The following is a 25573-nucleotide window of genomic DNA, read 5'->3' on the forward strand; positions in this document are numbered from 1 at the left end:
AATAACCTTCCAGTACCAAAGTTTTAACGACTATCCAATTTATACAGAAATATTTTTCTGATTCAACATCGAAGTTAATCTTTTCCTCTCGACAGCGGCAGATTAAACTTTTCGCTTTCTCCAGACTTTGAACGGCTCGAAAATATTACTAAAAAATGCAGCGGTAAAAAGGAGTTTTTAATTTATAAGCATTATTTTTGCCAAAACTGTAGATTGTGATCAACCAAAATTGTTTACAGTCTCTTTGCTTTAAAAAAACTTAATTAGTAATGACAAACGATAAAAAAGAAATATTTGACAGCGTTGCACAACGTTTAAAGATTGAAGGTTTTAATGTGGTAAACCGCGATGAAACACGTCCTTGGGGCGGTTTCTTTGTAATTGATGAGGCGCAGGCTCAACAATTCGCTGATACTTATTTTGATGGCTTAGATGTAGAGAGTTTAAAAATTGGCGGTAAGTTAAGTCCGAAAATATTGATCGTTGCTCCGAATACCCGTTTATCATGGCAATACCACCACCGCAGAGCTGAAATCTGGCAAGTGGTTACCGGCACAGTAGGCATTAAAACCAGCCAGACTGACGAAGAGGGTGAAGTAAAAACATACGCCCCAAAAGATCAAATTAAATTACAACAAGGTGAACGCCACCGTTTAATCGGTTTAGATGACTGGGGTGTTGTAGCTGAAATTTGGCAACATACGGATGCATCAAACCCATCTGATGAAAGTGATATCGTTCGCGTTCAGGATGATTTTGGCAGATAATATTTTTTTAGATCCTGCTCGTTTTAATCGGGCAGGATTATTATAACTCCTCCTTTCGATACCTTGGTTTTCTAACCGCCAAAAACTAAACGTAGATAAAATACGTTAATAAAGCATACACACAATACATGATTATCCTCCTTTTCTTTCTTTGCCATTGGTTCTTATCCTTATTTAGCCAAACCTTTTTCCTTCACCGTTATTCATCGCACAAAATGTTTAAGATGGAGCCTTTCTGGGAAAAATTCTTTTACTTAATTTTACTTATTTCTCAAGGTTCATCATTCTTAAATCCGAGGGCTTACGCTATTTTGCATCGTATGCACCATGCTTATAGTGATACGGAAAAGGATCCGCATTCCCCGCATTTTTTTAAAGATGTTTTCGGGATGATGATCGCTACAAAGAATATGTATATGAACTATTTACAGTTTAAGATACAGCCTGAGCCGGCTTTTCAGGGCAATTATCCTGAATGGCCAATTGTTGATAAGATTGGAAATTCTTGGTTATGGAGAATTGCTTGTGGTTTATTTTATATCGGTTTTTATATCATGTTTGCAAACCATTGGTGGTTGTTTATTTTATTGCCAATCCATTTTTTAATGGGGCCGTTACATGGCGCCATTGTTAACTGGTGCGGGCATAAATATGGTTATTCTAACCACGATAACGATGACCATAGCAAGAACTCTTTACCATGGGATTTCTTATTAATGGGCGAGTTGTTTCAGAATAATCACCATAAAAAACCTAATAGTCCAAACTTTGCTACTAAATGGTGGGAGTTTGATCCAACCTATCCGGTAATGAAGGTTTTACACTGGATGCGAATTATTAAAATAAGAAAAGTATAGTCAATTCTGTTGGCAGAATCCATTTTTCCCTGATAAAATCAATATGCGGTGGTTAGACAGTGCATATTGATTTTATCCTCTAATGTCTCTTACTTAAGCTACTTCGGTTCGTTCAATGCTTCAATGTTCTGGAAAAGATCTATTCTTTCTAAGGATATTTGCACTCCGTAGTCATATCGCTATCACTACCAAATGAAATTGAATGACGGATAAAAAGCATGTTTTTGTTGCTTCTTTGTAATCTGTTTTTCTTTCCTTTTACATTTCTAGTGGTCTATCATTTTTACGCTGTTATTGTCTGAAAAATTTGCACCTTTGCCGACTAAATTAACGAAGTCGCGAAAAAGTATTCTCCTGCATTGTAACAAATAGCCTCTTCCGCCGACTAATAACCAAAGATTAACTAACTAATATGAAAAGAATTTTACTCTTAATCCTATCGCTGGGAATATTTATCAACGCTCAGGCCCAATTTCCCGGTGGTTTAGGTGGAGGTGCAAAAAAACCAACCGTTTTTGGCCGCGTTACGGCAACCATTTTAGATTCTGTTACCAAACAGCCTATAGATTACGCAACAGTTTCGCTTATTAATACAAAGGATAATAGATCAGTAAACGGTGGGGTAACAGATCCGAAAGGAAAATTATCATTGCAAAATGTTGCGCCTGATTCTTATAAGTTGATGATCGGTTTTATGGGCTACAAAACCAAAACTATTTTGGTTAACACCACGCCGGCAAAACCCGATCAGAATTTAGGAACCATTTATATTTCTTCAACAGAAAATACGTTGGCTGATGTACAGGTTCAGGGAACAAAAGCAGTGATCGAAAATAAGATCGACAGAATGGTATATAATGCTGAAGCTGACGGAACTAATGCCGGTGGCGATGCTACAGATGTGATGCGTAAAGTGCCCATGTTATCGGTTGATGCGACGGGAAATGTACAGTTGCGTGGCGGGGCTGTTCGTGTGTTAATTAACGGTAAGCCTTCAGGAACAATGGCCAGCAGTGTAGCTGATGCCTTGAAAATGATTCCGGCAGAACAAATTAAAAGTGTTGAAGTGATTACCAGTCCCTCGGCAAAATACGATGCTGAAGGATCGGGAGGTATCATAAATATCATCACTAAAAAATCTACCGCACAAGGTGTTAGCGGAAGTGTTAATGCATCAGTTGGAACACGCCAGAACAATGGAGCGTTTAACTTAACTGCTAAAACTGGTCGCTTAAGTGTGAACACCAGTTTAGGTACTAACCTGGCTTATCCGCAAAAATCGCTTACAGAATTTATAACCAATACCACTTATTTGAACGGTACAACCAATAGCATTTCGCAAAATGGATTTTCTAAGTGGAGACGTGATGGCTACAACGGAAGCCTGGGTTTAGATTACGATTTTAATGCGTACAATAACATAAGTACAACAGCTAAAATCAATAGCTTTTCTAACGGAGGACCAAGTGAAACCAATTATATCATCAACAACATTGGTGCAGCAAATATTGGAGATATGGAAATGACCTTCAGGAATTTAGATTGGAACGTGGATTACCGTAAAACGAGTAAGAAGGAAGGAGAAGAATTTTCCATTTCTGCACAGCTTTCCGCAGGTAGAAATCCCACACGTTTCAGTAATACACTTACCTCTGCAGCTTTCCCGACAGGCTTAATTACCAATAGCAACAATACAGGTAAAAACAATGAGTATACTTTTCAAACGGATTACACCTATCCGTTTTCAAAAGCTACCGTTTTAGAGGTTGGTGCAAAAGCTATTTTGCGTGATATTAAAAGTCAGTTTGATATTGCTGCACAAGATTTCGATTATAACCAGAATGTAGGTGCCGCTTACGGTGTAATTGCTTTCGATTTATCAAAAAAATGGAAATTCAAAGGTGGTGTCAGAGCAGAATATACACAGATTGATTTTAATACTCAGAACAGCGGAATCCAGAAAAATGATTATTTGAACTTGTTTCCAAGTGCCATTCTTTCAAGAACTTTAAAAGGTGGGGCTACTTTGAAATTGAGCTATAATCGCCGTGTTCAAAGACCAACCCAGAATTATCTGAATCCTTTCCGTAACGAAAGCGACCAGTTTAATATCATGCAAGGTAACCCACAATTGGATCCTGAGTTAAGTCAGAATTTTGAATTGGGTTACAACACTTATATCAAAGGTTCAGTTATTACGGCTTCATTATTTTATCGTCGTACAGGTGGCGTAATAGAGCGTTCTATCTCACCTGTTACAGAAAATGGAATTAACAAAACCTTGAGTTCGTATATTAATGTGGGTACTGCAGAAACCTATGGCTTCAACTTGTTCGGTTCTTACAATCCTAAACCAAAATGGACATTGATGACCAATTTTGTTGGTAGTACTTACTCGGTAACGAATAACGAAACGAATGTTAATACTGGAACTTACTTCAATTTCAATTGGTTTGTACGTTCGGCTTACGGTTTCGGTAAAGGATATAATTTTGAACTATTCAATGTTATTACTTCGAGAGTGCGTACTTATCAAGGCGTTACAGATCCGTTTTATATTTACGGTGCTTCATTTAAAAAGGATTTATTTAAGAAAAAAGGAAGCATTGGTGTGAACGTGTTAAATCCATTTACAAAAGATCTTCATATTAAAACAGTAAATAATGCGATAAATGCTACAGGTACAATATATCAAAGCATGAATATCTACTATCCGCTTCGTTCTTTTGGAGTTAACTTCAGTTATAGTTTTGGTAAATTGAAATTCACAGAAAAGAAAAAAATTAAAAATGATGATGCTAAACAAGACCAACAACAAGGTGGTGGCGGAATGGGCGGCATTCAACAATAAAATTTAGAATCAAATATTAAAGCCTTCGATAAAAATCGAAGGCTTTTTTGTTAACGGTGTATAAAATACACTTAGTGCCTGAAAATTATCTTGTAACCCATTTGTTTAGCAAAGATTATGCATGTTTTTGCGGTATAATTTCAATATGTCTGATTCTTGTTGCAGGTTTTATGGCAATTTTCATTATTTATTTAAAGTTAACCAGTTTTTGCTCAGTTTTTATGCGGTTTTTTATTTATAAAAACTATATATTGCATCTAACTAACAAACCTTAACCTAAATAATAGAGATATGAGAAAAATCTTTACCTCACTATTTTTTTTGTGTGTTTTGCTAACGGGTCTTTCTTCTATGGCTCAGGTAAAAACAGTAACAGGAAAAATTACTTCTTCTGATGATTCTGGGCCATTACCTGGTGCCAGCGTTAAAATAAAAGGAAGCACTACCGGAACATCAACTGATAGTAATGGTAGTTTTACTATTCAGGTACCTTCTTCATCTGCAGTTTTAGTAGTCAGTTTAATCGGTTACAAAACACAGGAAGTTACCGTTGGTAACAGAACTACAATTGCTTTGGCATTGGCTTCAGATTCACAACAGCTTGAAGAAGTTACCGTTTCTACAGCTTTAGGGATTACCAGGCAGGCAAAGTCATTAGGTTATGCTGCACAAACGGTTAAATCGGAAGATTTAAACTATAACCATCAGCCCAATTTAGTTAATGCGTTACAGGGAAAAGTTGCTGGTGCTACTATTTCAAGTACTGGTGGCGGTCCTGGTCAGGGTGCAAGTATCAGGGTTAGGGGTGTAAACTCCATTGACCCAAACATTTCTGGCGATCCACTCTATGTTATAGATGGAGTACAGATTGATAACTCAACTTCAACTGTGGGTGCAAATCCAGGTGGTAATTCTTATGGCTCGAGAGGGGTAACCAATAGAGCTTCTGATGTAAATCCTGAAGATATTGAAACCATTAACATCTTGAAAGGTGGTGCAGCGACAGCTTTATATGGTTTAAGAGGGGCAAACGGCGTAGTGGTAATTACCACAAAAAGAGGTAAACAAAATGGAATTCAGGTAAATTTCAATAGTACTTATGGCTTCGAAAATGTGTTAATCAGTCCGAAAGTTCAAACAGAATATACACAAGGGGTTTTAGGTGTTTATACCAATCCTCCAGGTGGTATCGGACCAGCATGGGGGCCAACAATTGCTGAAGCAAAATTAATTGATCCAACCCATCCTGATAAGCTTTTTAATAATTATGATCAGGCTTTTGGCACTGGACAGCAGGTTAAAAATTCGGTTTCATTAACTGGTGGAAGTGATGCTATTAAATTTTTCTCCTCAATCTCGCAACTTTACCAAAAAGGGATGATGCCTAATACGGATAATAAAAACTTATCTGCAAGACTAAATACCGATCTCATTATCAGTCCTAAGTTTAAGGCTTCTGTTAACATGAACTTTACCAATTCTGGTGGTTATACTTATGCCGCCGATCGGTTTGGAGAAGGTTTAGCTTATTTTTCACCTCGATACGATGTTTCTGATTATGAAAATGCAGATGGTTCTCAAAAATATTTTGGAACAAATAATCCGATTTGGGGAACCGCTAATAATAAGCTTAAAGGCGATGTGAACCGCTTCATTGGTGGTGCAAGTTTAAGTTATGATCCAGCAAAATGGTTAAATCTATCGTACCGTTTTGGTATCGATACTTACAATGATAACAGGGTGAGAACAGCTCGTGGTCCAATGTATACCGGTGAAGCGATGTATGATAATGAGCAGGGCTTTTATGGTGAGTACAATACCAAATTTAGAACGTTGAACAGTACTTTAGTTGCTACTTTTACAACTAAATTAGGGGAAGACATCACAGGTACTTTAAGATTAGGGCAAGAACTTTACGACAGACGAATTAAAGAAATTGGAACCTTGGGCAGTATTTTAGGGATTTATAATTTCTTTAATCTTACTAATGCAGGGGTGGTAACGCTAAGCCAAAACCTCCGCGAAAAGCGTTTGGTGGGTTATTTTGGAGAGGCTACGTTTGATTATAAGAATTATCTGTTCTTAACCGTTACAGGAAGAAATGATATCACTTCAACTTTGCCAAAAGAAAACAGATCATTCTTTTATCCTTCTGCAAGTTTAAGCTATGTTTTCTCTGATCATTTAAAACTGCCATCAGTAATCAATCAGGCTAAATTAAGGTTATCTTATGCACGGATTGGTAAGGATGCTTCGGAATATTCTACTTTTACAGGCTATTCTCCTTACGGTAGTTTACCAACCGGTACAGGTGGTTTAACAATTGCTTCTAACCTGGGTAACCCTGATTTATTACCAGAGTTTACAAACACCTACGAGGCAGGTTTGGAAATGTCGTTTTTCAAAAACCGCTTGGGATTTGACTTCACTTACTATTATTCATTAAGTCAGGATCAAATTATTCAAACCCAGATTTCATCAGCTGTAGGCTATGTAACCAAATCAATTAATGCGGGCGATATTCGTAACCGAGGTGTAGAATTGGTAATTAATGGTAAACCAATTGTAGGTAAAGATTTCAACTGGAGCGTAAACCTTAACCTTTCGGCAAATAGAAACAAGGTGCTTAACATGCCTAATGGCATTAAAGAGATTGTGTATGGCGCTGCGAGAGGTTATGGAAATGCTGGGGTAACCATGAAACTGATAGAAGGCCAGCCTTACGGAAATATTTATGGAAGTTATTTCCAGAGATATTCTCCAAACCCTCAAGATCCAATCGTTTTAGATAAAAATCTTCCTTTGCTAATCGGAACAAATGGTTTTCCAATCATTTCTGGTGGCACACAAAGATTGTTAGGTAACTCTCAACCAGATTATATTATTGGTTTAGGAAACACGTTCAACTACAAAAACTTTAGCTTAAACGTGTTGTTTGATGCCCGTTTAGGTTTCGAGAAATATAACTGGTTAGAAGATTTTTATTCGGCATTTGGCTTGCCAGATTACACCACCGACAGAAGATCGTTTAAAACATTTGAAGGTGTACTTGCAAATGGAACGCCGAATACCAAACAGGTTTGGCTCGGTCAAACTACCGGACCCGATGGTGTGAATTACGGCGAGGGTTATTACCGGATTTATTACAGAAATGTATCAGAGCCATTTGTATCTGATGCTTCCTGGGTACGTTTACGTTCAGCGAGTTTGTCTTACCGTTTCCCAGCAAAATGGTTACCTGCAAAAGCAATTAAAAATGCTTCGCTGTCTGTTACTGGAAACAATTTGTGGTTATGGACAAAATATTACGGCGTAGATCCTGAATCAAGTTCTTATGATGCAGGAAGCAACAATGATGGCTCTGCAGGATTTACCTATCCATCTTCACGTCAGATTCTGTTCACGCTTAATGTTGGTTTTTAAAAAGAATTAAGATGCAAAAGATTATAAAATATACCTTGTTTTCGGCCATGATTGCAACATTAGGTTTGCAAGGCTGTAAGGATAGTTACTTTGATAAACTATCAGATAATCCAAACCAGGTTGCTAACCCAACCTTAAACGCCTTATTAGCAACATCTACTTATAAAGCGGGTTTAAATAACTATAATGTGGCGAGTATTATTTTGCCTTACGTGCAGTATACAGCCAATCCTGCTGCCAATGGCGCCGGCGATACTTACCAGGCCATAGATTTTAGCGGTACCTGGGATGCATTATATTTTGCTATGGCTGATGCTAATGAAATGAAAAAGCTAGCGATTGCTCAAAATTCAAGTGAATATAAGGGCGTTGCCGATGTGATCATTGCCTACAATTTGATCATGGTGAATGATTTATGGGGCGATGCTCCTTTTTCTGAAGCTTTCAATATTAATAATTTAGTTCCGAAGTATGATAAGCAACAAGATGTTTATGCATCTTCTATGGCTTTGATTGATGAGGCCATTGTGGAGTTGGCAAAAACAAACTCAGCGGTAAAATTAGCGGCAGCCAGCGATTTAATTTATGGCACTACTCCTGCAACTGAAAGAGCCAACTGGTTAAAGTTTGCTTACGCTTTGAAAGCCCGGCTATTGAATAAAGTAAGTAAAACTGCTAGCTACAATCCGGCTGCTGTTTTAGATGCTGTGAGCAAATCAATCGCTAATAACAATGAAGATGCAAGAATGCAGACTTTTAGAGAGCGTAATTTTTGGGCCGGAGTTGCGCTAAGCAATTCACAGCAATCTTTAGGTGGTTGGTTGTCTGAGCAATTGATAGACGCATTAAACGGAACATCATATCCTGGTCCGATTGATCCACGACTACCAAAAATTACTGACTTAACCGTTGATGGAAAATGGATTGGCACTGTAAACGGAGCAGGTAATCGACCTCCCGGAGCAAACACTTTGAAAAATGAAAACTATATTTCACAGAATTCTCCCTGGAGCGGAAACACTTCTCCAATTTTTCTGGTAACCTACGCAGAGCTAAAATTTATTGAAGCAGAAGCTGCTTTTGATACCGACAGAACGAGATCATATAACGCGTATTTGGCAGGAATTTCTGCGAACATGGATAAATTTCAGGTTGAAGCAACAGATAAGGCTGCTTATTTAGCAAGGCCTACGGTTTCTGTAGGTGCAGCTGCGCTTACTAAAGATTTAATCTTTAAAGAAAAATATATCGCCACCTACCTCAATCCAGAAGCCTGGAATGATGCTCGCCGTTTCGATTATAAATACAAAGATTTTACATTGCCAGTGAATAATGCATTGCCAACTTTCATTCGCCGTTTGGATTACACTCAGGGTGAAAGAAGTAAAAATGGAGCGAACGTTCCTGTTGATGTACCAAGAACCACAAGATTATGGTGGGATCAGTAACAATTTTATAAAAAACAATTTTCAAGCCCTTCCCATTTACTGGTTAGGGCTTTTTTTTGATAAATTATCCAGAAATTTCCTACAATGAAGAAAGCGCTTTTTACTTTACTGGTATTTGCTTCAATAGCCTCAGCTTTTGCGCAATCATTTTCCATTAAATCCGTACTTAGTTATCCTTTTCCATCGCAATTGGTAGCATCTCCAGTAGGTTCCAAAATTGCCTGGGCAGCTAATGAACAAGGTAAACGAAATATTTATACTGCCGAAGCTCCAGATTATAAAGCGGTAAAAATAACCAACTTCAATGAAGATGATGGACAGGAGCTGACCAGTCTTTCTATTTCTGCTGATGGCCAATGGATTGTTTTTGTAAAAGGTGGCGATCATGGTGGAAGAGACGGCGGTTCAGTAAATGCGGCTTCTTTACCAACCCCACCCAAGGTAGAAATTTTTACCGTTCCATTTTCGGGGGGTAAAATAAATTTAATTTCCGAAGGTGATTACCCTGTGTTTTCACCAAAAGGCAATCAGCTCCTCTTTGCAAAAGGAGGTCAGATTTATCTAAGCCCGGCAGATGGTGCTTCACCCGCAAAAAATATTATCAGCGTAAAAGGATCTAACACTTCCTATAAATGGTCGCCTGATGGGGAGAAGATCGCATTTGTAAGTAATCGTACCGATCATTCATTCATAGGGATTTATCAAGATCAAAAAACGCCAATTAAATGGTTGTTGCCATCATTTTCCAAAGATAATTCTCCTGTTTGGTCGCCCGATGGAGATGCTATTGCGTTTATCAGGACGCAAGGAGTTGGCGGAGAAACAGATTCTATATTAAAAGCCAAACACCAACCCTGGGCCATTTGGACAGTTGATCTTAAAACAGAAAAAGGCAAACAGATTTGGAAGGCCCAAGAAACATTACGTGGATCTTTTCCATCGATAGAAGGTGGGGCGAACTTAATGTGGGCCAATAACAGAATTGTTTTTGCTTCATATGAGGATGGTTGGCCACATTTGTATTCCATGAAAGCCGATGGCTCGCAAAAAATATTACTTACTCCTGGTAACTTCACCGTTGAAAACATCAAATTAAGTATCGATAAAAAAACTTTGGTGTTTGCATCCAACACCGGCAAGGACGTTCACGATTTAGACCGAAGACATATCTATACTGTTGATGTGGACAAAGCAAATATGAAACCTTTGAGTTTGGGTTTGGGTATCGAAGCTTATCCAGTATTTTCGGGTGATGCAAAACAGGTATTTTGTTTAAGTGCTACGGCACAGCGGCCCTTGTTGCCAGCGCTTTTGAAAGCAGGAGGGACCATAAATCTAATTGGTGAAGAATTGATTCCAAAAGATTTTCCGCTATCGGAAATGGTAACTCCAAAACATGTTAGTTTCAAAGCGGCTGATGGCAATACCGTTTATGGACAACTTTTTTCTCCTAGAAAAGCTGCTAAAAATCACCCGGCCATTGTTTATGTTCACGGCGGACCCCAACGCCAAATGTATTTAGGCTGGAGTCCGATGGATTATTACTCCATTGATTATGCTTTGAATCAGTACCTGGTGAGTATGGGTTTTACGGTGCTTTCTGTAAATTACCGTTTGGGTTTGGGTTATGGATATGATTTTCACAAGCCTAAAAATGCCGGAGCTCAAGGTGCTTCAGAATATCAGGATATAAAGGCTGCAGGGGAGTGGTTAGCGAATCAAGCCAATATCGATCCTAAACGGATAGGGATTTATGGCGGCTCTTATGGCGGTTACTTAACGGCTTTAGCCCTCGGGAAAGATTCTAAACTGTTTGCTGCAGGTGTAGATATCCATGGCGTAAACAGTCGATTTAGTAGTGTAGCGATCGAAGGGAAAACCCCTGCTCCCGATGCGGATTTGGCGGCGAAAATTGCAACCGAATCTTCACCAGTTACCTATGTTAAAACCTGGACTTCCCCGACCTTGATCATCCATGCTGATGATGATCGCAACGTAGCTTTTAATCAAAGTGTAGATTTAGCGAAACGCTTTGAAGATTTACAGATGGATTTTGAATTTCTGGCTATTCCTGATGACACCCACCATTGGATGAAGTTTTCTAATGGCGTAAAAGTGAGTGATGCCACGGCAGATTTTTTAAAACGCAAGCTGATGGATAGAGAAAAGTGAGGTTATTAATCCTTTTTAATGCCTTTCAAAATCATTAGGCTTAATGCGTTAAATGCATAGCCACTAATGTTATTTTGTAGCATCACTACAGATTGATCGTAAAATAATGGCACCACAGGTGAGTTGTCCATCACCAGCTGGTCCATTTTTCGGTACAGTGCAAAACGCTTTTCGTTATCGGTTTCGTAATAACTTTGTTCAAATAACCGATCAAATTCCTTATTGTAAAAGGCAAAGTAATTTGGGCCGAAGGGAACTTTGTTTTTGGAATAGAACATAGAAAGAAAATTTTCGCCATCTGCATAATCGGCTAGCCATGAACCACGGAAAAAATTCACACTGTTTTTGGACATTAAATCTCTCAAACTTGCGCTCGGACTCACATCGATTTTAACTTTGATGCCCACGTTTGTCAATTCTCCCTGGATAAACTCAATTAAGTCTTTATAAGTAGTGGTAGTATTCAAGGTGATTTCCGGCAAACCCTTTCCATCAGGGAAACCCGCTTCCTTTAACAGTTTGGCTGAAAGCTTTGGGTTGTAGGAGTAACCTCGAACGGCAACACTATCGAATCCAGGCATGCCTTTCGGTATGAACCCAGATGTTGCGGCGATGCCGATCCCATTGCGCAAATATCTAATCAACTTGTCGCGATCAATGGCGTAATTAATAGCTTGTCTGATTTTCCTAATTTTCAGTGGAGAGTTTTTTACCAGGGCTAAATTTGAATCAACCAAAATGCCGACGTATTCCGTACACAGATACGGGCTTTTGGTTAAGGTAAACTTACCTTTATATTTGGTGCTCATCTTACCACTTTTCGTCAGGATATCATCACGGTAGCTTCCATCAACGTTGTAATAAAAATCGAGGTCTTTCTTTAAAAAACTCATAAAACCACTTTGTTTGTCGGTGATAAAAGTAGCTTTAACAGCATCTAAATAAGGTAATTGTATTCCTGCCTTATCTTTTTCGAAATAATGTTCATTTTTTAATAGAACCAAAATTTCTCCCTCTTTCCAGTATTTAAATTTAAAAGGGCCTGTCCCCACCGGGTGACTTCGAAAATCTTTACCGTAATGCTCCACCACTTCTTTTGGCACCACCGAACAATATTGTGTAGTGAGTAAATTCATAAATGGTGGAAAAGGACGAACCAGCTGAATTTTAAAAGTACTGTCGTTTATTGCAATAAAACTCGATTGATCTTTGACTTTGTCACTAAAAATCCAACCGCCAGAGGAAGCTACTTTTGGATCGATTAACCTGTAGAATGAATAGGCAAAATCGCTGGCAACAACTTTTCTTCCCTTTCCGTTTTTAAAAATTTCATCATCCTGAAAGTAAACATCATTGCGTAAGTTGAACGTGTAGGTCATTGCGTCTGCAGAAACCGCCCAGCTTTTTGCAATACACGGAACAGTTTGCAACGATGAATCTATCTGCACCAGGCCGTTAAAAATTTGGTTGGTCATCCAAATTGCATTTTGGTTTCGGGCAAATGCTGGATCGAGAGAAGTCAGGCCTTGATCCAGATTGATATTGAACACTTTTTTGTCGCTGTTAATACTTTTTTGTTTGCAGGAAATGCAGATGATAAGACAAAAAATCCAAAATATATATCTAAATGAGCCTTGCATGCGGTAAGGAATGTTATTTTTGCACAAATTAATAAATTTAATGCAGATGTCTTTTTTAAACGATTTATTTATTGGCTTGGATGCTACAAAACGTGATGATTTACAGGAGCGTTTGGATATAGTTGAGCATAAAATTAAGTTTATGGATAAAATGCCGGTGGCTTTATTGGATGTAAACAATAATCCAAGTTATTTCCTTACAGAAGAGATTGCTTTAGCTGGAGGAATGATCGAGTCCGACGTGATGAGTGCTGCTTTTATTATTTATTACCAACCTGGAAAAACCCTTACCGATCTGATGAGAGAGGTTCCTTCTGTTTTAGATGCCGATTGGCAAGCAGTAAAAAACAACCGAATCATTTTGCTTAATGATGATGTTAACCGGGAAAGATCAGCGGAAAATGCTGTGTCGCTGATTGAAGATATGGCTGAAATGCTTCACCCTGGTTCTTTTATCTTCGGCCACGAAGGTGATAAATGGATCAGGTTTGGAGCTTAAAAACCGATGGTGTGAGAGATTTGAAATGGTTATGAGATCATTCCCTATGATAATTTAAATGGCTTATAATTAAATCAATCATGAAAAAAAGCTTTTCCTTTTGCATTCTTATATTCTCGTTCGTATTTGCTTCGGCACAGGTTGTACCCACTTTAACTGCTGATGTTGCAGAAAAGCTGGCTAAGATGCCGCTTGGATGCATTATTCAGGAATTTCCCAATAAAACTTCGCATGTGGCCAATACAGCAGTTGATGGAAGGCTGCTGCCAAGTGAACTGCATCCCGCTTTTTATGGTTGTTTAGATTGGCATAGTTCTGTCCACGGGCATTGGATGTTGCTGCGATTGCTAAAAACGGTTCCTGATCTTAAAAGCAAGACTGAAATTATTGCGGTTTTGGATAAAACCTTTTCACCTGATAAGATGAAAGCCGAGGCAGAGTATTTCACTAAATATCAGGTGGCCAGTACTTATGAGCGCACTTACGGCTGGGCCTGGTTATTAAAGCTTGATCAGGAATTGTACACCTGGGATAATCCGAATGCTAAAAAATGGCATGCCGCGTTGCAACCCTTAACGCAACAGATTTTAAAGCTATGGAAAGCCTATTTGCCAAAGCAGACTTACCCTAACAGAACAGGCGTACATCCTAATACGGCATTTGGTTTAGTGTTTGCCTTAGATTGGGCAAGAACTTTTAAAGATGTGGCATTCGAAAAACAGATTGAAGAAAAGGCAAAAGCTTTCTATTTAGATAACAAGGCAACTCCAGCTTACCTTGAGCCAGATGGATCTGATTTCTTTTCGCCAAGTTTAGAGATAGCCGATTTAATGAGGCGGGTTCTTCCAAAAAAAGACTTTGTAAACTGGCTAAATCAATTCTATGAAAAAAGAAGTATCGATAGGATTAGCGATCTGCCGATCATCAGCGATATAAACGATTATCAGGGCGTTCATTTAGTGGGTTTATCCTTCACACGGGCATGGTGCATGAAAGGAATTGCGAAAGAATTGCCAGAAAACCATAAATGGAAAAAACATTTTGAAAGCACAGCTAACAAATTTTTAGCTAATGCATTGCCTCTGGTTTTTGCCGGTAATTATGGTGGCGATCACTGGCTAGCTTCCTTTGCGGTTTACGCTTTAGAAAAATAGTGACTTGTGTTGTATCTATTGGAGACAAGTACAGGCACAGAATCGATTAAATCGATAAGCTATTTTGCACTCGTTAGAAACGAGCACAGGCATGCAACGAGTGAAGACATTGATCTTAAAATCTTTAAGTCCTTCAAGATCCTGGTTAAAAGTTGATGAATTTATCTATCTGTTCATTCGTAAATTTAACTGTGTCTTCTTGAAATAAACTCCCATTTGCATCCAGTTCTTGTTTGATGTTAGGGATATGTATCCTCAATGGAAGCACATTCAGATGAATATAATGGCACACCCCAGTGAAATGATCTACTCCACGAATGTTTCCATATTTGCCAGATGATAAACCAACCAGGGCTGCTTTTTTATCATAAAAACTTCCTGGGAAATCGGCGGCGTCAATCATTACCTTCAACACTCCGGGATAACTTCCATTGTATTCAGGCATCACAAAAATAAACTTGTCTGTCTCACTAATCAAATTCTGGATTTTTTGAAATGCTGGCGACCGCTTCCCGAACATATCCGTATTTAAAATATCTGCAGGCAAATCTTCTAAACTAAAAACGCCAGCCTCGTAGCCTTTTATTTTCAGTTGCGCCTGGTAATATTTAGCAATTTTTAGCGTGTTACTATTGGGTCGGTTGGTGGCAGCTATAATTGTGATCATGGATGAATTGTTAATAAGATGTTTAAAACCCGATAGACCTTCTTGCTAAAATTACCATATAGTTTGTATCTTAGCTGATTGATAAAAAGGGCGTAAATAACGCAAAAATAGAACTTTTTGCCGATTTAAAGGCATAAATAAACAGCGCCCAAATACGCATTATTAAATTTCGGATAGATAGATGAGCAAAATAATTGCATTAGCAAATCAAAAAGGTGGTGTTGGTAAAACAACTTCATCTATAAACCTTGCGGCGAGTTTAGCCGTTTTAGAATACAAAACTTTATTAGTAGATGCTGATCCTCAGGCGAATTCAACTTCAGGTATTGGTTTTGATCCCCGGAATATCAAGGACAGTATCTACGAGTGTATCATCAACGATATCGACCCTGCCCAGGCTATCCAAAAAACAGATACTCCGAATTTAGATTTGTTACCTGCGCATATTGATTTGGTTGGTGCCGAAATTGAAATGATCAATCTCAATAACCGTGAGTATAAAATGAAAGCGGTTTTAGAAAAAATTAAAGATCAGTACGATTTCATTATCATCGATTGTTCTCCTTCCTTAGGATTAATTACCATCAATGCTTTAACAGCGGCCGATTCGGTTATTATTCCGGTTCAATGCGAATATTTCGCGTTAGAGGGTTTGGGCAAATTGTTAAATACAATTAAAATTGTTCAAAACCGTTTAAACCCTGAATTGGAAATAGAAGGAATCTTATTAACCATGTACGATGTTCGTTTACGTTTATCAAACCAGGTGGTTGAAGAGGTTCGTACGCATTTCCATGAGTTGGTTTTTGATACCATTATTCAGCGAAATACCCGTTTAAGTGAGGCGCCAAGTTATGGCGTTTCGGTAATTATGCATGATGCCAATTGCAAAGGCGCAATTAATTACCTCAATCTTGCCCGAGAAATCGTGAAGAAAAACGGACTGTTAAAAGAAGAAGAAAATATAGATACAGCAACTTTATAAATTATAGATGACATCTTTTCAGCGAAAAACAGGTTTAGGAAGAGGGTTAAGTGCGCTTTTAGATGATAGCGAATCTTCTCATCCACCAAAACAGCAAGTAAATGCTGTAAGTGAAACCGAGCAGATTGGTAATATCAGTCATGTAAGTTTAACGGAAGTTGAAACCAATCCCTATCAACCACGTACCGAGTTTGATCAGGTAGCTTTAAATGAGCTAGCAGATTCCATCAAAGTGCAAGGGTTAATCCAGCCCATTACGGTAAGAAAAATCGGCGCAAACAAATACCAGTTAATTTCTGGTGAGCGTAGATTTAGGGCTTCAAAACTAGCAGGCTTAACACAAGTACCGGCATATATTCGCAGTGCTAACGACCAACAGATGTTGGAAATGGCATTGATCGAAAACATCCAAAGAGAAAACCTAAATGCCATTGAGGTGGCATTAAGTTTCCAGAGGATGATTGATGAAGTGGGTTTAAAACAAGAACAGTTGGGCGAAAGGGTTGGGAAAAACCGTACCACAGTGACCAACTATTTGCGTTTGTTGAAACTTCCACCAGCCATTCAAGCCTCCATCCGCGATCAAAGAATATCGATGGGGCATGCCCGTGCTTTGATTAATGTTGATGGTGTTGATAAACAATTATTTATCCATCAGGAGATTTTAGATAAAGGTTTGTCGGTGCGTAAAGTTGAAGAACTGGTTCGTAATTTACAGCATTCCCCACTTAAAATCGAAGAAAAGCCAGCAGTAAAGGGCGTTTCTTTTCAATATCAAAAACTGCAGGATGATCTGGCTTCTAAATTTGCTACCCGTGTAAAATTAAAGGTTTCGCAGAATGGCAAAGGCGCCATCGAGATTCCTTTTATGAGTGACGACGATTTGAACCGAATTTTAGAATTATTAGACTGGTAATGCATTTCAATAAGCTTTTAATACTGGTTGCTGCGGTTACGTTTTTTCTGGTAAACCAAGCTTCGGCTCAGGTAGAAGATACAGTATCAAAAGCAACTGATACGCTGAAAAGTCGTAACTATAGGCCTATGAAAGTAGATTCGCCTAAAGTAATGACGCAGCGTGATTCAGTTAAATCCAAATATGTAAACCCTGGTAAAGTTGCTGGGAGAAAAGCAGTTTTAAAATCATTAATATTGCCCGGACTTGGCCAGATTTACAATCTGCAATTATTGAATGATGGTTCCAGGGCGGGTAAAAATCTTACCTTTCAACGCATTTACACCATAGGTAAAATAGGTGCCATTTATGGTGGGTTCACCGTATTGACGCTGTCGTATATCGAGAGTAGTAAACAATATGATTTGTACCTGAAAGAATTACAGTATCGGAATAATAACGGCGGTAAGGCAGATCCTAATGGGCCATTTATCAAAGCGGATGGAAGTGAGTTTTCTACTTCGGGAATAACTACCGGTAAAGATACTTACAGGAGAAACAAGCAAATTGTACTTTTCTCATACGGTTTAGTTTACATCGCGAACGTGGTAGATGCTTACGTTGCGGCTCGTTTGCACTTCTTTAATATCGATGATAAATTATCCTTCAGAGCGGTTCCTACATTGATAAATTCAAACAGCATGTATAGCTTTAGAGCCATGCCAGCCTTAAAATTATCTCTAACTTTTTAAAAATAAATCCATGAAAATTGCGCTTTTAGGTTATGGCAAAATGGGACAGATTATAGAAAAATTTGCCCTTGAACGCGGTCATGAAATCGTGCTAAAAATATCCATTGATAACCAGGATGATTTAACCAGGCAGAACCTAAAATCGGCAGATGTGGCTATTGATTTTAGTACACCTGATTCGGTTTTAAATAACATTAGTGCGTGTTTCGATGCAAATGTTCCTGTCGTGGTAGGTACAACAGGTTGGTACGGCAAACTGCAGGAAGTTAAAAATGACTGTAATACGAGTAACAATACTTTGCTCTATGGGTCTAACTTCAGTATTGGCGTTAATTTGTTTTTTAAGTTAAATCAAACTTTAGCAAAGCTGATGAATAACTACCCGGCCTATGAGGTTCAAGTGGAAGAAATTCATCACACACAAAAATTAGATGCGCCAAGTGGTACAGCAATTACAATAGCGGAAGGTATCGTAGATAATTTAGAGAGAAAGACGGAGTGGTTAAATGAAGTTGTAGGAACAGATGTAGAAGCTTTCCCGAAAGCAGATCAACTGCTCATTGAATCGCATCGCATTGAAAACATACCAGGAACGCATACGGTGATTTACAGCAGCGAGGTAGACGACATAGAAATTAAACATACAGCACACAGCAGAGCAGGTTTTGCTTTAGGTGCTGTGGTTGCTGCAGAGTGGCTTAAAGACAAAAAAGGATTTTTCAGTATCACTGATATTTTTGAATAGGAGCGAGCAGGAAGAGTGAGGAGCAAGGATTAAGGAGCAAGGAATAAAGATTAAGGAGCAAATAACAAAGAGCAAGAAATAAAGAACAAAGATTTTAAGTCGCTTTGCGCTCCCTCCCTTTTGGGGAGGGTTGGTGTGGGGCTTTAATAGCATAAACTAATATGAATTATAAATTCTGGCAACGAAAAACAGATGCCACTAAAAAGAAAAAAACAAAAACAAGAGAATGGGTCGATGCCATTGTTTTTGCTGTAGTGGCAGCAACCATTATTCGTGTTTTCTTTATTGAGGCTTACACTATTCCATCTGGATCAATGGAGCGTTCTTTATTAATTGGCGACTTTCTTTTTGTGAGTAAAGTTAATTATGGAGCCCGCATCCCGATGACACCGGTTGCTTTCCCGTTTGCACACCACACGATGCCGTTAACAACATCAACAAAGGCCTATTGGGATGGCGTTCAATGGAAATATCACCGTTTGCCTGGCTTATCCGAAATAAAAAGAAATGACGTAGTGGTTTTCAATTTTCCGGAAGGTGATACCGTTGCCGTAGAAAATCAGTCAGATAGTTACTACAATATGGTTCGTAACATGGGTAGAGAGCAAGTTCGGAACAACTTTACGATTGTTGATCGGCCTGTTGATAAACGAGAAAACTTTATTAAGCGTTGCATCGCCATTTCTGGTGATGTAATTTCGATGGCTAACGGCGTTGCTGTTGTAAACGGAAAGCAAGAGCCATTGAAAAATACGGGCATGATGCCTTATAAAATCGTGTTTAAAACCATGGATTTTAATTACGCTGCGCTTGATGAATTTAAATTGGATTTGGGTAATAGTCCTGCAATTGCTGAAAATACCTATATCGTAAATGCTTCACCAGAAATAGCTGATAAATTAAAAGCTTTTGATTTTATCAGTTCGGTAACGCTAAGTCCTGATGCTGCCGGTCCCGAGCAGGGTGGAGTTTTCCCTCACGATCCAAATCGGGTTTGGAACCGGGATAACTTCGGGCCAATTAAAGTGCCCGCCAAAGGTTGGACTGTGAAAATAGATAGTGTGACAATGCCACTTTACTACAGAGCCATCAGAACTTATGAAGGAAATAAAGTAGAGAAAAAGGATGGCGTTTGGTACATCAATGATAAAGTGGCAACCACTTATACTTTTAAAATGAATTATTACTGGATGATGGGAGATAATCGCCATAATTCAGCAGATTCACGTTACTGGGGTTTCGTTCCCGAAGATCATATTGTAGGTAAAGCATTATTTATTTGGATGAGTTGGGATAGTGACGCATCTTTCTTTAGTAAAATAAGATGGAGCAGGTTATTTAGAGGAATTGACTAGTTTTTCCCGGAAAATCAAAACAAAAAAAGGCTTAGAGAGATCTAGGCCTTTTTTTGTTTTGCAACAAACTTTTAAAAAAAATTAATAAGTTTGTGATAAGTTTTAAATTTATTTATTAAGTTTGTTACAAACAACCAAGCTTTCACTTTTATCGCCTGATAACTACAGCGATAGAGTGCTTCAAATTTACGATTACATCGAGTACGTTAGCACAATACAGATTAACTATTAGTGGCAAGAATATTTTAAACCTAATCAAACTATTATTATTACAGAACAGAAACAATCTTCACAAAACCGACAACCAAACTATTTATTAACTAAATTCATTTGTAATGAAAAAAATCTACAAAGGGCTATTTACTGCATTCTTATTAACATTATTGTTTATAGGTGCGTATGCTCAAAAAACGGTTACTGGTACCGTTAAAGATGTAACCGGAAACCCCGTGCCTGGGGTTAGCGTTTCTGTAAAAGGAACGAAGCGGGCAACCCAAACTGATGCAAACGGAAAATATAGTCTTTCTCTAAATCCTGGAGAATCTATTGTTTTCTCAGCAATTGGATATTTAAGAACTGAAATACCAGTTGAAAATCGTTCATCAATAGACATCTCTCTGAAAGAAGATTCTAAAGCCCTCGATGAAGTAGTAGTAACAACAGGTTTTGGAGTGAAGCAACAAACCAGAAAGTTGAGTTATTCTATTCAAGATGTAAAAGGCGATGATTTGGTTCGTGCCAATGAACCAAACATTGTAAATGCTTTGCAGGGTAAAGTAGCTGGTGTTGTGATCAACCAGGGAACAGGCGGTCCGCAGTCATCATCAAGAATCAGAATCAGGGGGAACTCTTCATTAAGTCCGAATACTCAACCTTTAGTTGTGATTGATGGAGTTTTGATTCAGCCAGGTGTTTCAGGAGCTGACTCATATGGTAATGGTGCCCAGGATTTTGGTAACATCATGAAAAACTTAAATGCTGATGATTATGAAAGCATAACCGTATTGAAAGGTGCTGCTGCAAGTTCTTTATATGGTTCGAGAGCCCAGAATGGAGTGCTTTTGATCACCTCTAAAAAAGGTAAAGCTGGCCAGGGTTTAGGAATTTCATTTTCGCATACTCAAACAATCGAGGAGGCTTACCGGACTATGGATTTACAGAATGACTTCGGTGCAGGTATTAATCCAACATTTACGAAAGGTACCGATGGTATTCCACAGGTTGATGCCGCTAACTATTTTTGGAGCTTTGGTCCAAGATTCGACGGAAGTCAGGTTAAGGACATTGATGGTAGGATAATTACATGGGATGCAAAGCCAAATAATCTACTTGATGCCTATAAATTAGGAAACTACAGCAATTCAAATCTTGCATTCCAGGGTGCTAACGAAAACGGAACTTTCCGTCTTTCATATACTAAACTTTTCAGCACAGGTATTTTGCCAAATAATAAATTTGAGCGGGACGCTTTCGATTTTAGAGGTTCGCATAAATTTGCTAAACTATTCGAAATTAACGCCGGTGTAAATTATACCACTAGTAATAGTTTTAATCCGGTTAACCAGTCAAATAATAATAATCCTTTATTTGCCTTGGTTTACGCGAATCCAAGAAGCTATGATACCAACTATTGGAAAGACAAATATATTAGTCCAACAAATGGCGGTATCTTAACAGGTAGCGATGACCCATATGGTTTAGCCCCGCTTTGGTGGTCGATCTATAATACCAATGTTAGACAACGTGAAAACAATTTTAGAGGTAACCTTGATATTACAGCCAATATCAGACCATGGTTAAACGCAGTTTTACGTGGTACGTTAAACCAGATCAATACTTCACAGGAAACAAAAAATATTGGTACAGGTGTTGGCTTTACCGGAGGCGAATATGCTAAAAGCCAATCAGATCAAAGAAGTACAAGGTTCCAGTTTTTATTAAATGGAAACAAGCAAATTACAGATAATTTCAGCCTAAGCTTAAGTGTTGGTGCCGAAACCACTAAAGATTTTGGTAATAACTACACCCGTACTAGAACTGACGGAGGATTGAAAGATCCGGGTAAGTTCTTTATCGGAAACTCTGTAAATACAGCAGTTACTGACTTTTCGATAGATGGAAGCCAACGTACCGATGCAGTATATGCTTACGGAGATTTCTCTTATAAAAATATGCTTACGTTAAACTATAGTGTAAGAAACGATTGGTCTTCAACTTTAACTTATCCTGATGGTAGTGGCGATTATAGTTATCTATATCCTTCAGTAGGTTTATCTTACGTTTTTTCTGAATCTTTGAAAAATAACGATGATTTTGCATTTCTTTCATACGGTAAATTAAGAGCCAATTATGGTCACACCGGATTGGGAACGGCTCCGTACACAACGAGTAAAGGGAAATATTCGTTTTTAAGCACTTATATTGATGAAAATGGCGTTCAAATGCCTAGATATGGATATCCTGAATATACTTTAGGAAACTCACAATTGAAAAATGAGTTAACTAAGGAAATTGAATTGGGAGCAGAATTACGTTTCTTTAATGATCGATTTGGAATAGATTTCTCATTCTATAAAAAGAATACAACTAATCAGATTTTGTCATTGGCATTGCCGTCTGAGTCTGGAGTTCGTCAAAAACTATTTAATGCAGGAAACATTCAGAACAAGGGTATCGAAATACTATTGACTGGTACACCAATCAAGTCGAACAATCTTGAATGGAATACCACCTTGAACTTTGCTCGCAATCGCAATAAAATTATTGAATTAGCTCCAGGCGTGGATACTTACACTTTGGGCTATGCATTTGGAGCTGACATGAGTTCAGTTGCTGTTGCAGGGCAAGAATATGGAAGTATTTATACTGGTTATGGTTATGCTACTGATCCTAACAGCGGTCAAAAGCTTTTAAAAGCAAATGGAAGTTATTGGAGAAGTGGTGATTTAGGCCAGGGCAACAAAAATTTGGGTAGTATGATGGAAAAGTATAACGGAAGCTTAATCAATAATATCAGGTATAAAAACTTTAACGTTAATTTCCAAATTGATGCTAAAGTAGGTGGTTTAATAGCTTCTGGAACACATCAATATGGCACAAATTTCGGTGCATTTGAAAGCACGTTATTTGGCCGTTCTGCTGATTTAGGTGGTTTACCTAGAAAAGATGCACAAGGAAATATCATTGCAAATGATGGTATCATCCCTGAAGGTGTTTTTGCAGCAGGTACAACAATCAGTAATGTTAATGTTTCTGGTTTAACTTTCCAGGAAGCTGTTAACAGAGGGCTAATTCAGCCAGTAAGCGCCCGTGTTCATTATGCACGTTTAACACAATGGTCTACAGGTATTAGAGAATATTCTACATTCGAAAATAGCTGGGTTGCACTAAGAGAGGTTTCGGTAGGATATACTTTACCTAAAAAATTCACAGAAAAACTTAGTTTCAACCGAATTAACGTAAGTGTAATCGCAAGGAATTTAACTTACCTATACAACAGTTTACCAGATCATCTTAATCCTGAAGGTTTGTTCAATAATACTGCAGGAGCTTTTGCAGAATACGGAGGTATGCCTTACGTACGTACATTTGCATTCTCATTAAAAGGTTCTTTATAGTAATTTAAAAAAGAAATTGAAATGAAAACGATATATAAAATAGGTTTAACCTGTACAGCTTTAATTGGGCTGACCTTTACAGGCTGTAAAAAGGAGAAGTTTGTTGAACTTAACACCAATCCTCAGCTGATCGATGTAATTACTCCGGAACAACAATTTATGAATGCTGTTGCAAGTATTCAAGGAGACCGTTTCGAAGCTTATTATGATAACTTCAGAGGCATTATGCCTTGGATGCAAATGTTAACACCACTTGCTGGAAATAGTGTAACATTTATTTCAGAATCTGGCAGTTTAAGAAACGTTCGTTATGGCATTTTCTATCCTGCAGTAGGTGGTAACCTTACAGATGTAGAACAGCTGATTAGAAAAATGTCTGCAGAAGAACAGGCAAAAAGAGTACATGAAGTCGAAATTGCAAAAATAGTTAAGGCTTATTATGCCTTTTATGTTTCTGATATTAGTGGCAGCATTCCATACACAGATGCATTTATGGTGAGATATGGCGGTACTGAAACACCAAAATATAACACTCAGCCTGAATTATTTGATATTCTTGACGCTCAATTAAAAAGCGCAGTAACAACTTTAAGTGCAACGCAACCTGTTGCACAAACTTCTTTTGGTAAAAACGACCTGTTTTTTCAGGGTGACGTGGCCAAATGGATAAAAGTTGCGAACTCAACAAGATTGAGAATAGCGATGCGTTTAATGAAGAGAGATGCTGCTAAAATGAGAACTAAAGTATTGGATATTTTAGCCGCCCCAGGTGGTTTGATCGATAATGCGAATGAAAGTTGGATTTTTAGAGCCAATGCCAACTACGCAGATGGTGGAGACTGGTCGGCTGGGAACCTGCGTGCTCCTAGGCCAATTGTTGATTTCATGTATACCAATTCCGATCCTCGAATCAGGTTTTTCTATCAGGAGAATTTATTTAGTCAAACCAATTTCGATCTGGCTAAAGCACAAGGTAAAGTTCCAGCTTCTTCAACCTTCGATCCGAGAAGATATTATGGTGTTGCTACAAGTCCGGATGCTTCTGCTGCGCCAGACTTTGCTAAATTCCTTAATAACATCACTATCACGGTAAGGAATGCAAGTGGACAAAGTGTGCCTCAGGTGATGGATACCTTATCACTGATTCAACCACGCCTTTTTGCCGCTGGTGAAAATGGAGGTACAGGGATGAACGCATTTCCTTTGATTACTTATCCTGATGTTTGTTTTATGCGTGCTGAGTTAGCAGCAAGAGGCGTAACATCAGAAAGCGCTGAAAGCTGGTATAATAAAGGTGTAGAAGCATCTATCAGGTTATATGATGATCTTGCAAACAAAGCTAAAATTATTGATCGCACAGGTGCTGCTAATTATCAAGCCGTAACAGCGACGGAAATTAGCAACTATCTGGCTAAAACGCCAGTTAAGTATGATGCAGCCAAAGGTCTGGATCAAATTATTAGTCAGGCTTACCTTAACTTTTTTAAACAGCCTAACGAGGCCTGGGCAATTTTTAAAAGAACAGGTATGCCAAATACCACAACTGTTGTTGCGCTTGAAAGGATTATAGCCTCGGGTACCGAGCAATCTATTCCAAGAAGAGCTGCATTAAGCATCCCGTCAATTACAAATCTAAACTATCAGAATATTACAGATGCCTACAAAGCAATGCAGGCAGATCCTGATTTTGGTCAGGGACCAAGTGATATTACCGGAAGAGTTTGGTGGGATAAGAAATAAATTTTT

17 protein-coding genes are annotated in these 25573 nt (G+C 38.4%); 15 read left to right on the forward strand and 2 right to left on the reverse strand.

Features of this window, described 5'->3' with window-relative positions:
* Window positions 1–269 precede the first annotated feature (269 nt).
* From ACZZZC_RS06300 to ACZZZC_RS06325, 6 genes are all read left to right on the forward strand, one after another.
* On the forward strand, window positions 270–767 hold the full coding sequence (locus ACZZZC_RS06300; protein ID WP_056848679.1) for a cupin domain-containing protein: 498 nt from the start codon (window positions 270–272) through the stop codon (window positions 765–767).
* 128 nt (window positions 768–895) lie between these two features.
* Window positions 896–1624, forward strand: a complete 729-nt coding sequence (locus ACZZZC_RS06305; RefSeq protein ID WP_463486785.1) for an acyl-CoA desaturase — start codon at window positions 896–898, stop codon at window positions 1622–1624.
* Window positions 1625–2036: 412 nt separating this feature from the next.
* A complete protein-coding gene (locus tag ACZZZC_RS06310) occupies window positions 2037–4475 on the forward strand; it encodes a TonB-dependent receptor domain-containing protein (protein WP_463486786.1) in 2439 nt (812 codons plus the stop codon).
* A gap of 291 nt (window positions 4476–4766) precedes the next feature.
* Entirely contained in the window at window positions 4767–7898 is a 3132-nt protein-coding gene (locus tag ACZZZC_RS06315; RefSeq protein WP_463486787.1) for a SusC/RagA family TonB-linked outer membrane protein, read from the forward strand.
* A gap of 11 nt (window positions 7899–7909) precedes the next feature.
* Window positions 7910–9346 (forward strand): SusD/RagB family nutrient-binding outer membrane lipoprotein, encoded by a 1437-nt coding sequence (locus ACZZZC_RS06320; RefSeq protein ID WP_463486788.1) that lies wholly within the window; start codon window positions 7910–7912, stop codon window positions 9344–9346.
* 84 nt (window positions 9347–9430) lie between these two features.
* A complete protein-coding gene (locus tag ACZZZC_RS06325) occupies window positions 9431–11518 on the forward strand; it encodes a S9 family peptidase (RefSeq protein ID WP_463486789.1) in 2088 nt (695 codons plus the stop codon).
* Between the two features lie 5 nt (window positions 11519–11523).
* On the opposite strand, the gene ACZZZC_RS06330 is transcribed toward ACZZZC_RS06325, so the two are convergent.
* Entirely contained in the window at window positions 11524–13068 is a 1545-nt protein-coding gene (locus ACZZZC_RS06330) for an ABC transporter substrate-binding protein (RefSeq protein WP_463486790.1), read from the reverse strand.
* Window positions 13069–13204: 136 nt separating this feature from the next.
* On the opposite strand from ACZZZC_RS06330, the gene ACZZZC_RS06335 reads away from it, so the two are divergent.
* Both ACZZZC_RS06335 and ACZZZC_RS06340 read left to right on the forward strand, forming a co-directional pair.
* Entirely contained in the window at window positions 13205–13657 is a 453-nt protein-coding gene (locus ACZZZC_RS06335; RefSeq protein WP_463485306.1) for a substrate-binding domain-containing protein, read from the forward strand.
* A gap of 80 nt (window positions 13658–13737) precedes the next feature.
* Window positions 13738–14811 carry a DUF2891 domain-containing protein gene (locus tag ACZZZC_RS06340; protein ID WP_463485307.1) on the forward strand — a complete coding sequence of 358 codons (1074 nt, stop codon included), beginning with the start codon at window positions 13738–13740 and terminating at the stop codon, window positions 14809–14811.
* A gap of 145 nt (window positions 14812–14956) precedes the next feature.
* Here ACZZZC_RS06340 and ACZZZC_RS06345 read toward each other — a convergent pair whose 3' ends face one another.
* Window positions 14957–15478, reverse strand: coding sequence for an NADPH-dependent FMN reductase (locus ACZZZC_RS06345; RefSeq protein WP_463485308.1), 522 nt, complete (start codon window positions 15476–15478; stop codon window positions 14957–14959).
* 181 nt (window positions 15479–15659) lie between these two features.
* Here ACZZZC_RS06345 and ACZZZC_RS06350 point away from each other — a divergent pair, with 181 nt between their 5' ends.
* From ACZZZC_RS06350 to ACZZZC_RS06380, 7 genes are all read left to right on the forward strand, one after another.
* Window positions 15660–16463: a ParA family protein gene (locus ACZZZC_RS06350; RefSeq protein ID WP_056848688.1), complete on the forward strand. Its 804-nt coding sequence runs from the start codon at window positions 15660–15662 to the stop codon at window positions 16461–16463.
* Between the two features lie 7 nt (window positions 16464–16470).
* Complete coding sequence (locus tag ACZZZC_RS06355; protein ID WP_056848689.1) at window positions 16471–17379, forward strand: ParB/RepB/Spo0J family partition protein; 909 nt, start codon at window positions 16471–16473, stop codon at window positions 17377–17379.
* The gene (locus ACZZZC_RS06360) at window positions 17379–18110 is read left to right on the forward strand and encodes a DUF5683 domain-containing protein (RefSeq protein ID WP_463485309.1); all 732 of its coding nucleotides are present in this window, start codon (window positions 17379–17381) and stop codon (window positions 18108–18110) included. Before ACZZZC_RS06355 ends, ACZZZC_RS06360 begins: the two co-directional genes overlap by 1 nt.
* Before the next feature lie 10 nt (window positions 18111–18120).
* The gene (dapB, locus tag ACZZZC_RS06365; RefSeq protein ID WP_463485310.1) at window positions 18121–18855 is read left to right on the forward strand and encodes a 4-hydroxy-tetrahydrodipicolinate reductase; all 735 of its coding nucleotides are present in this window, start codon (window positions 18121–18123) and stop codon (window positions 18853–18855) included.
* Between the two features lie 161 nt (window positions 18856–19016).
* Window positions 19017–20210, forward strand: a complete 1194-nt coding sequence (lepB, locus tag ACZZZC_RS06370; RefSeq protein ID WP_463485311.1) for a signal peptidase I — start codon at window positions 19017–19019, stop codon at window positions 20208–20210.
* A 335-nt stretch (window positions 20211–20545) separates the two neighbouring features.
* Complete coding sequence (locus ACZZZC_RS06375; protein ID WP_463486791.1) at window positions 20546–23827, forward strand: SusC/RagA family TonB-linked outer membrane protein; 3282 nt, start codon at window positions 20546–20548, stop codon at window positions 23825–23827.
* A gap of 21 nt (window positions 23828–23848) precedes the next feature.
* The gene (locus ACZZZC_RS06380) at window positions 23849–25567 is read left to right on the forward strand and encodes a SusD/RagB family nutrient-binding outer membrane lipoprotein (RefSeq protein ID WP_463485313.1); all 1719 of its coding nucleotides are present in this window, start codon (window positions 23849–23851) and stop codon (window positions 25565–25567) included.
* Window positions 25568–25573 lie beyond the last annotated feature (6 nt).

It is taken from the genome of Pedobacter sp. AC212 (assembly GCF_979258625.1).

Bases quoted from the DNA above. Each gene is read 5' to 3' on its own strand.
- ACZZZC_RS06340 (WP_463485307.1), top strand. From the start codon at position 13,738: ATGAAAAAAAGCTTTTCCTTTTGCATTCTTATATTCTCGTTCGTATTT.
- ACZZZC_RS06300 (WP_056848679.1), top strand. From the start codon at position 270: ATGACAAACGATAAAAAAGAAATATTTGACAGCGTTGCACAACGTTTA.
- ACZZZC_RS06380 (WP_463485313.1), top strand. From the start codon at position 23,849: ATGAAAACGATATATAAAATAGGTTTAACCTGTACAGCTTTAATTGGG.
- ACZZZC_RS06320 (WP_463486788.1), top strand. From the start codon at position 7,910: ATGCAAAAGATTATAAAATATACCTTGTTTTCGGCCATGATTGCAACA.
- ACZZZC_RS06360 (WP_463485309.1), top strand. From the start codon at position 17,379: ATGCATTTCAATAAGCTTTTAATACTGGTTGCTGCGGTTACGTTTTTT.
- ACZZZC_RS06305 (WP_463486785.1), top strand. From the start codon at position 896: ATGATTATCCTCCTTTTCTTTCTTTGCCATTGGTTCTTATCCTTATTT.
- ACZZZC_RS06375 (WP_463486791.1), top strand. From the start codon at position 20,546: ATGAAAAAAATCTACAAAGGGCTATTTACTGCATTCTTATTAACATTA.
- ACZZZC_RS06310 (WP_463486786.1), top strand. From the start codon at position 2,037: ATGAAAAGAATTTTACTCTTAATCCTATCGCTGGGAATATTTATCAAC.
- ACZZZC_RS06345 (WP_463485308.1), bottom strand. From the start codon at position 15,478: ATGATCACAATTATAGCTGCCACCAACCGACCCAATAGTAACACGCTA.
- ACZZZC_RS06315 (WP_463486787.1), top strand. From the start codon at position 4,767: ATGAGAAAAATCTTTACCTCACTATTTTTTTTGTGTGTTTTGCTAACG.
- ACZZZC_RS06325 (WP_463486789.1), top strand. From the start codon at position 9,431: ATGAAGAAAGCGCTTTTTACTTTACTGGTATTTGCTTCAATAGCCTCA.
- ACZZZC_RS06350 (WP_056848688.1), top strand. From the start codon at position 15,660: ATGAGCAAAATAATTGCATTAGCAAATCAAAAAGGTGGTGTTGGTAAA.
- ACZZZC_RS06355 (WP_056848689.1), top strand. From the start codon at position 16,471: ATGACATCTTTTCAGCGAAAAACAGGTTTAGGAAGAGGGTTAAGTGCG.
- ACZZZC_RS06335 (WP_463485306.1), top strand. From the start codon at position 13,205: ATGTCTTTTTTAAACGATTTATTTATTGGCTTGGATGCTACAAAACGT.
- lepB (WP_463485311.1), top strand. From the start codon at position 19,017: ATGAATTATAAATTCTGGCAACGAAAAACAGATGCCACTAAAAAGAAA.
- dapB (WP_463485310.1), top strand. From the start codon at position 18,121: ATGAAAATTGCGCTTTTAGGTTATGGCAAAATGGGACAGATTATAGAA.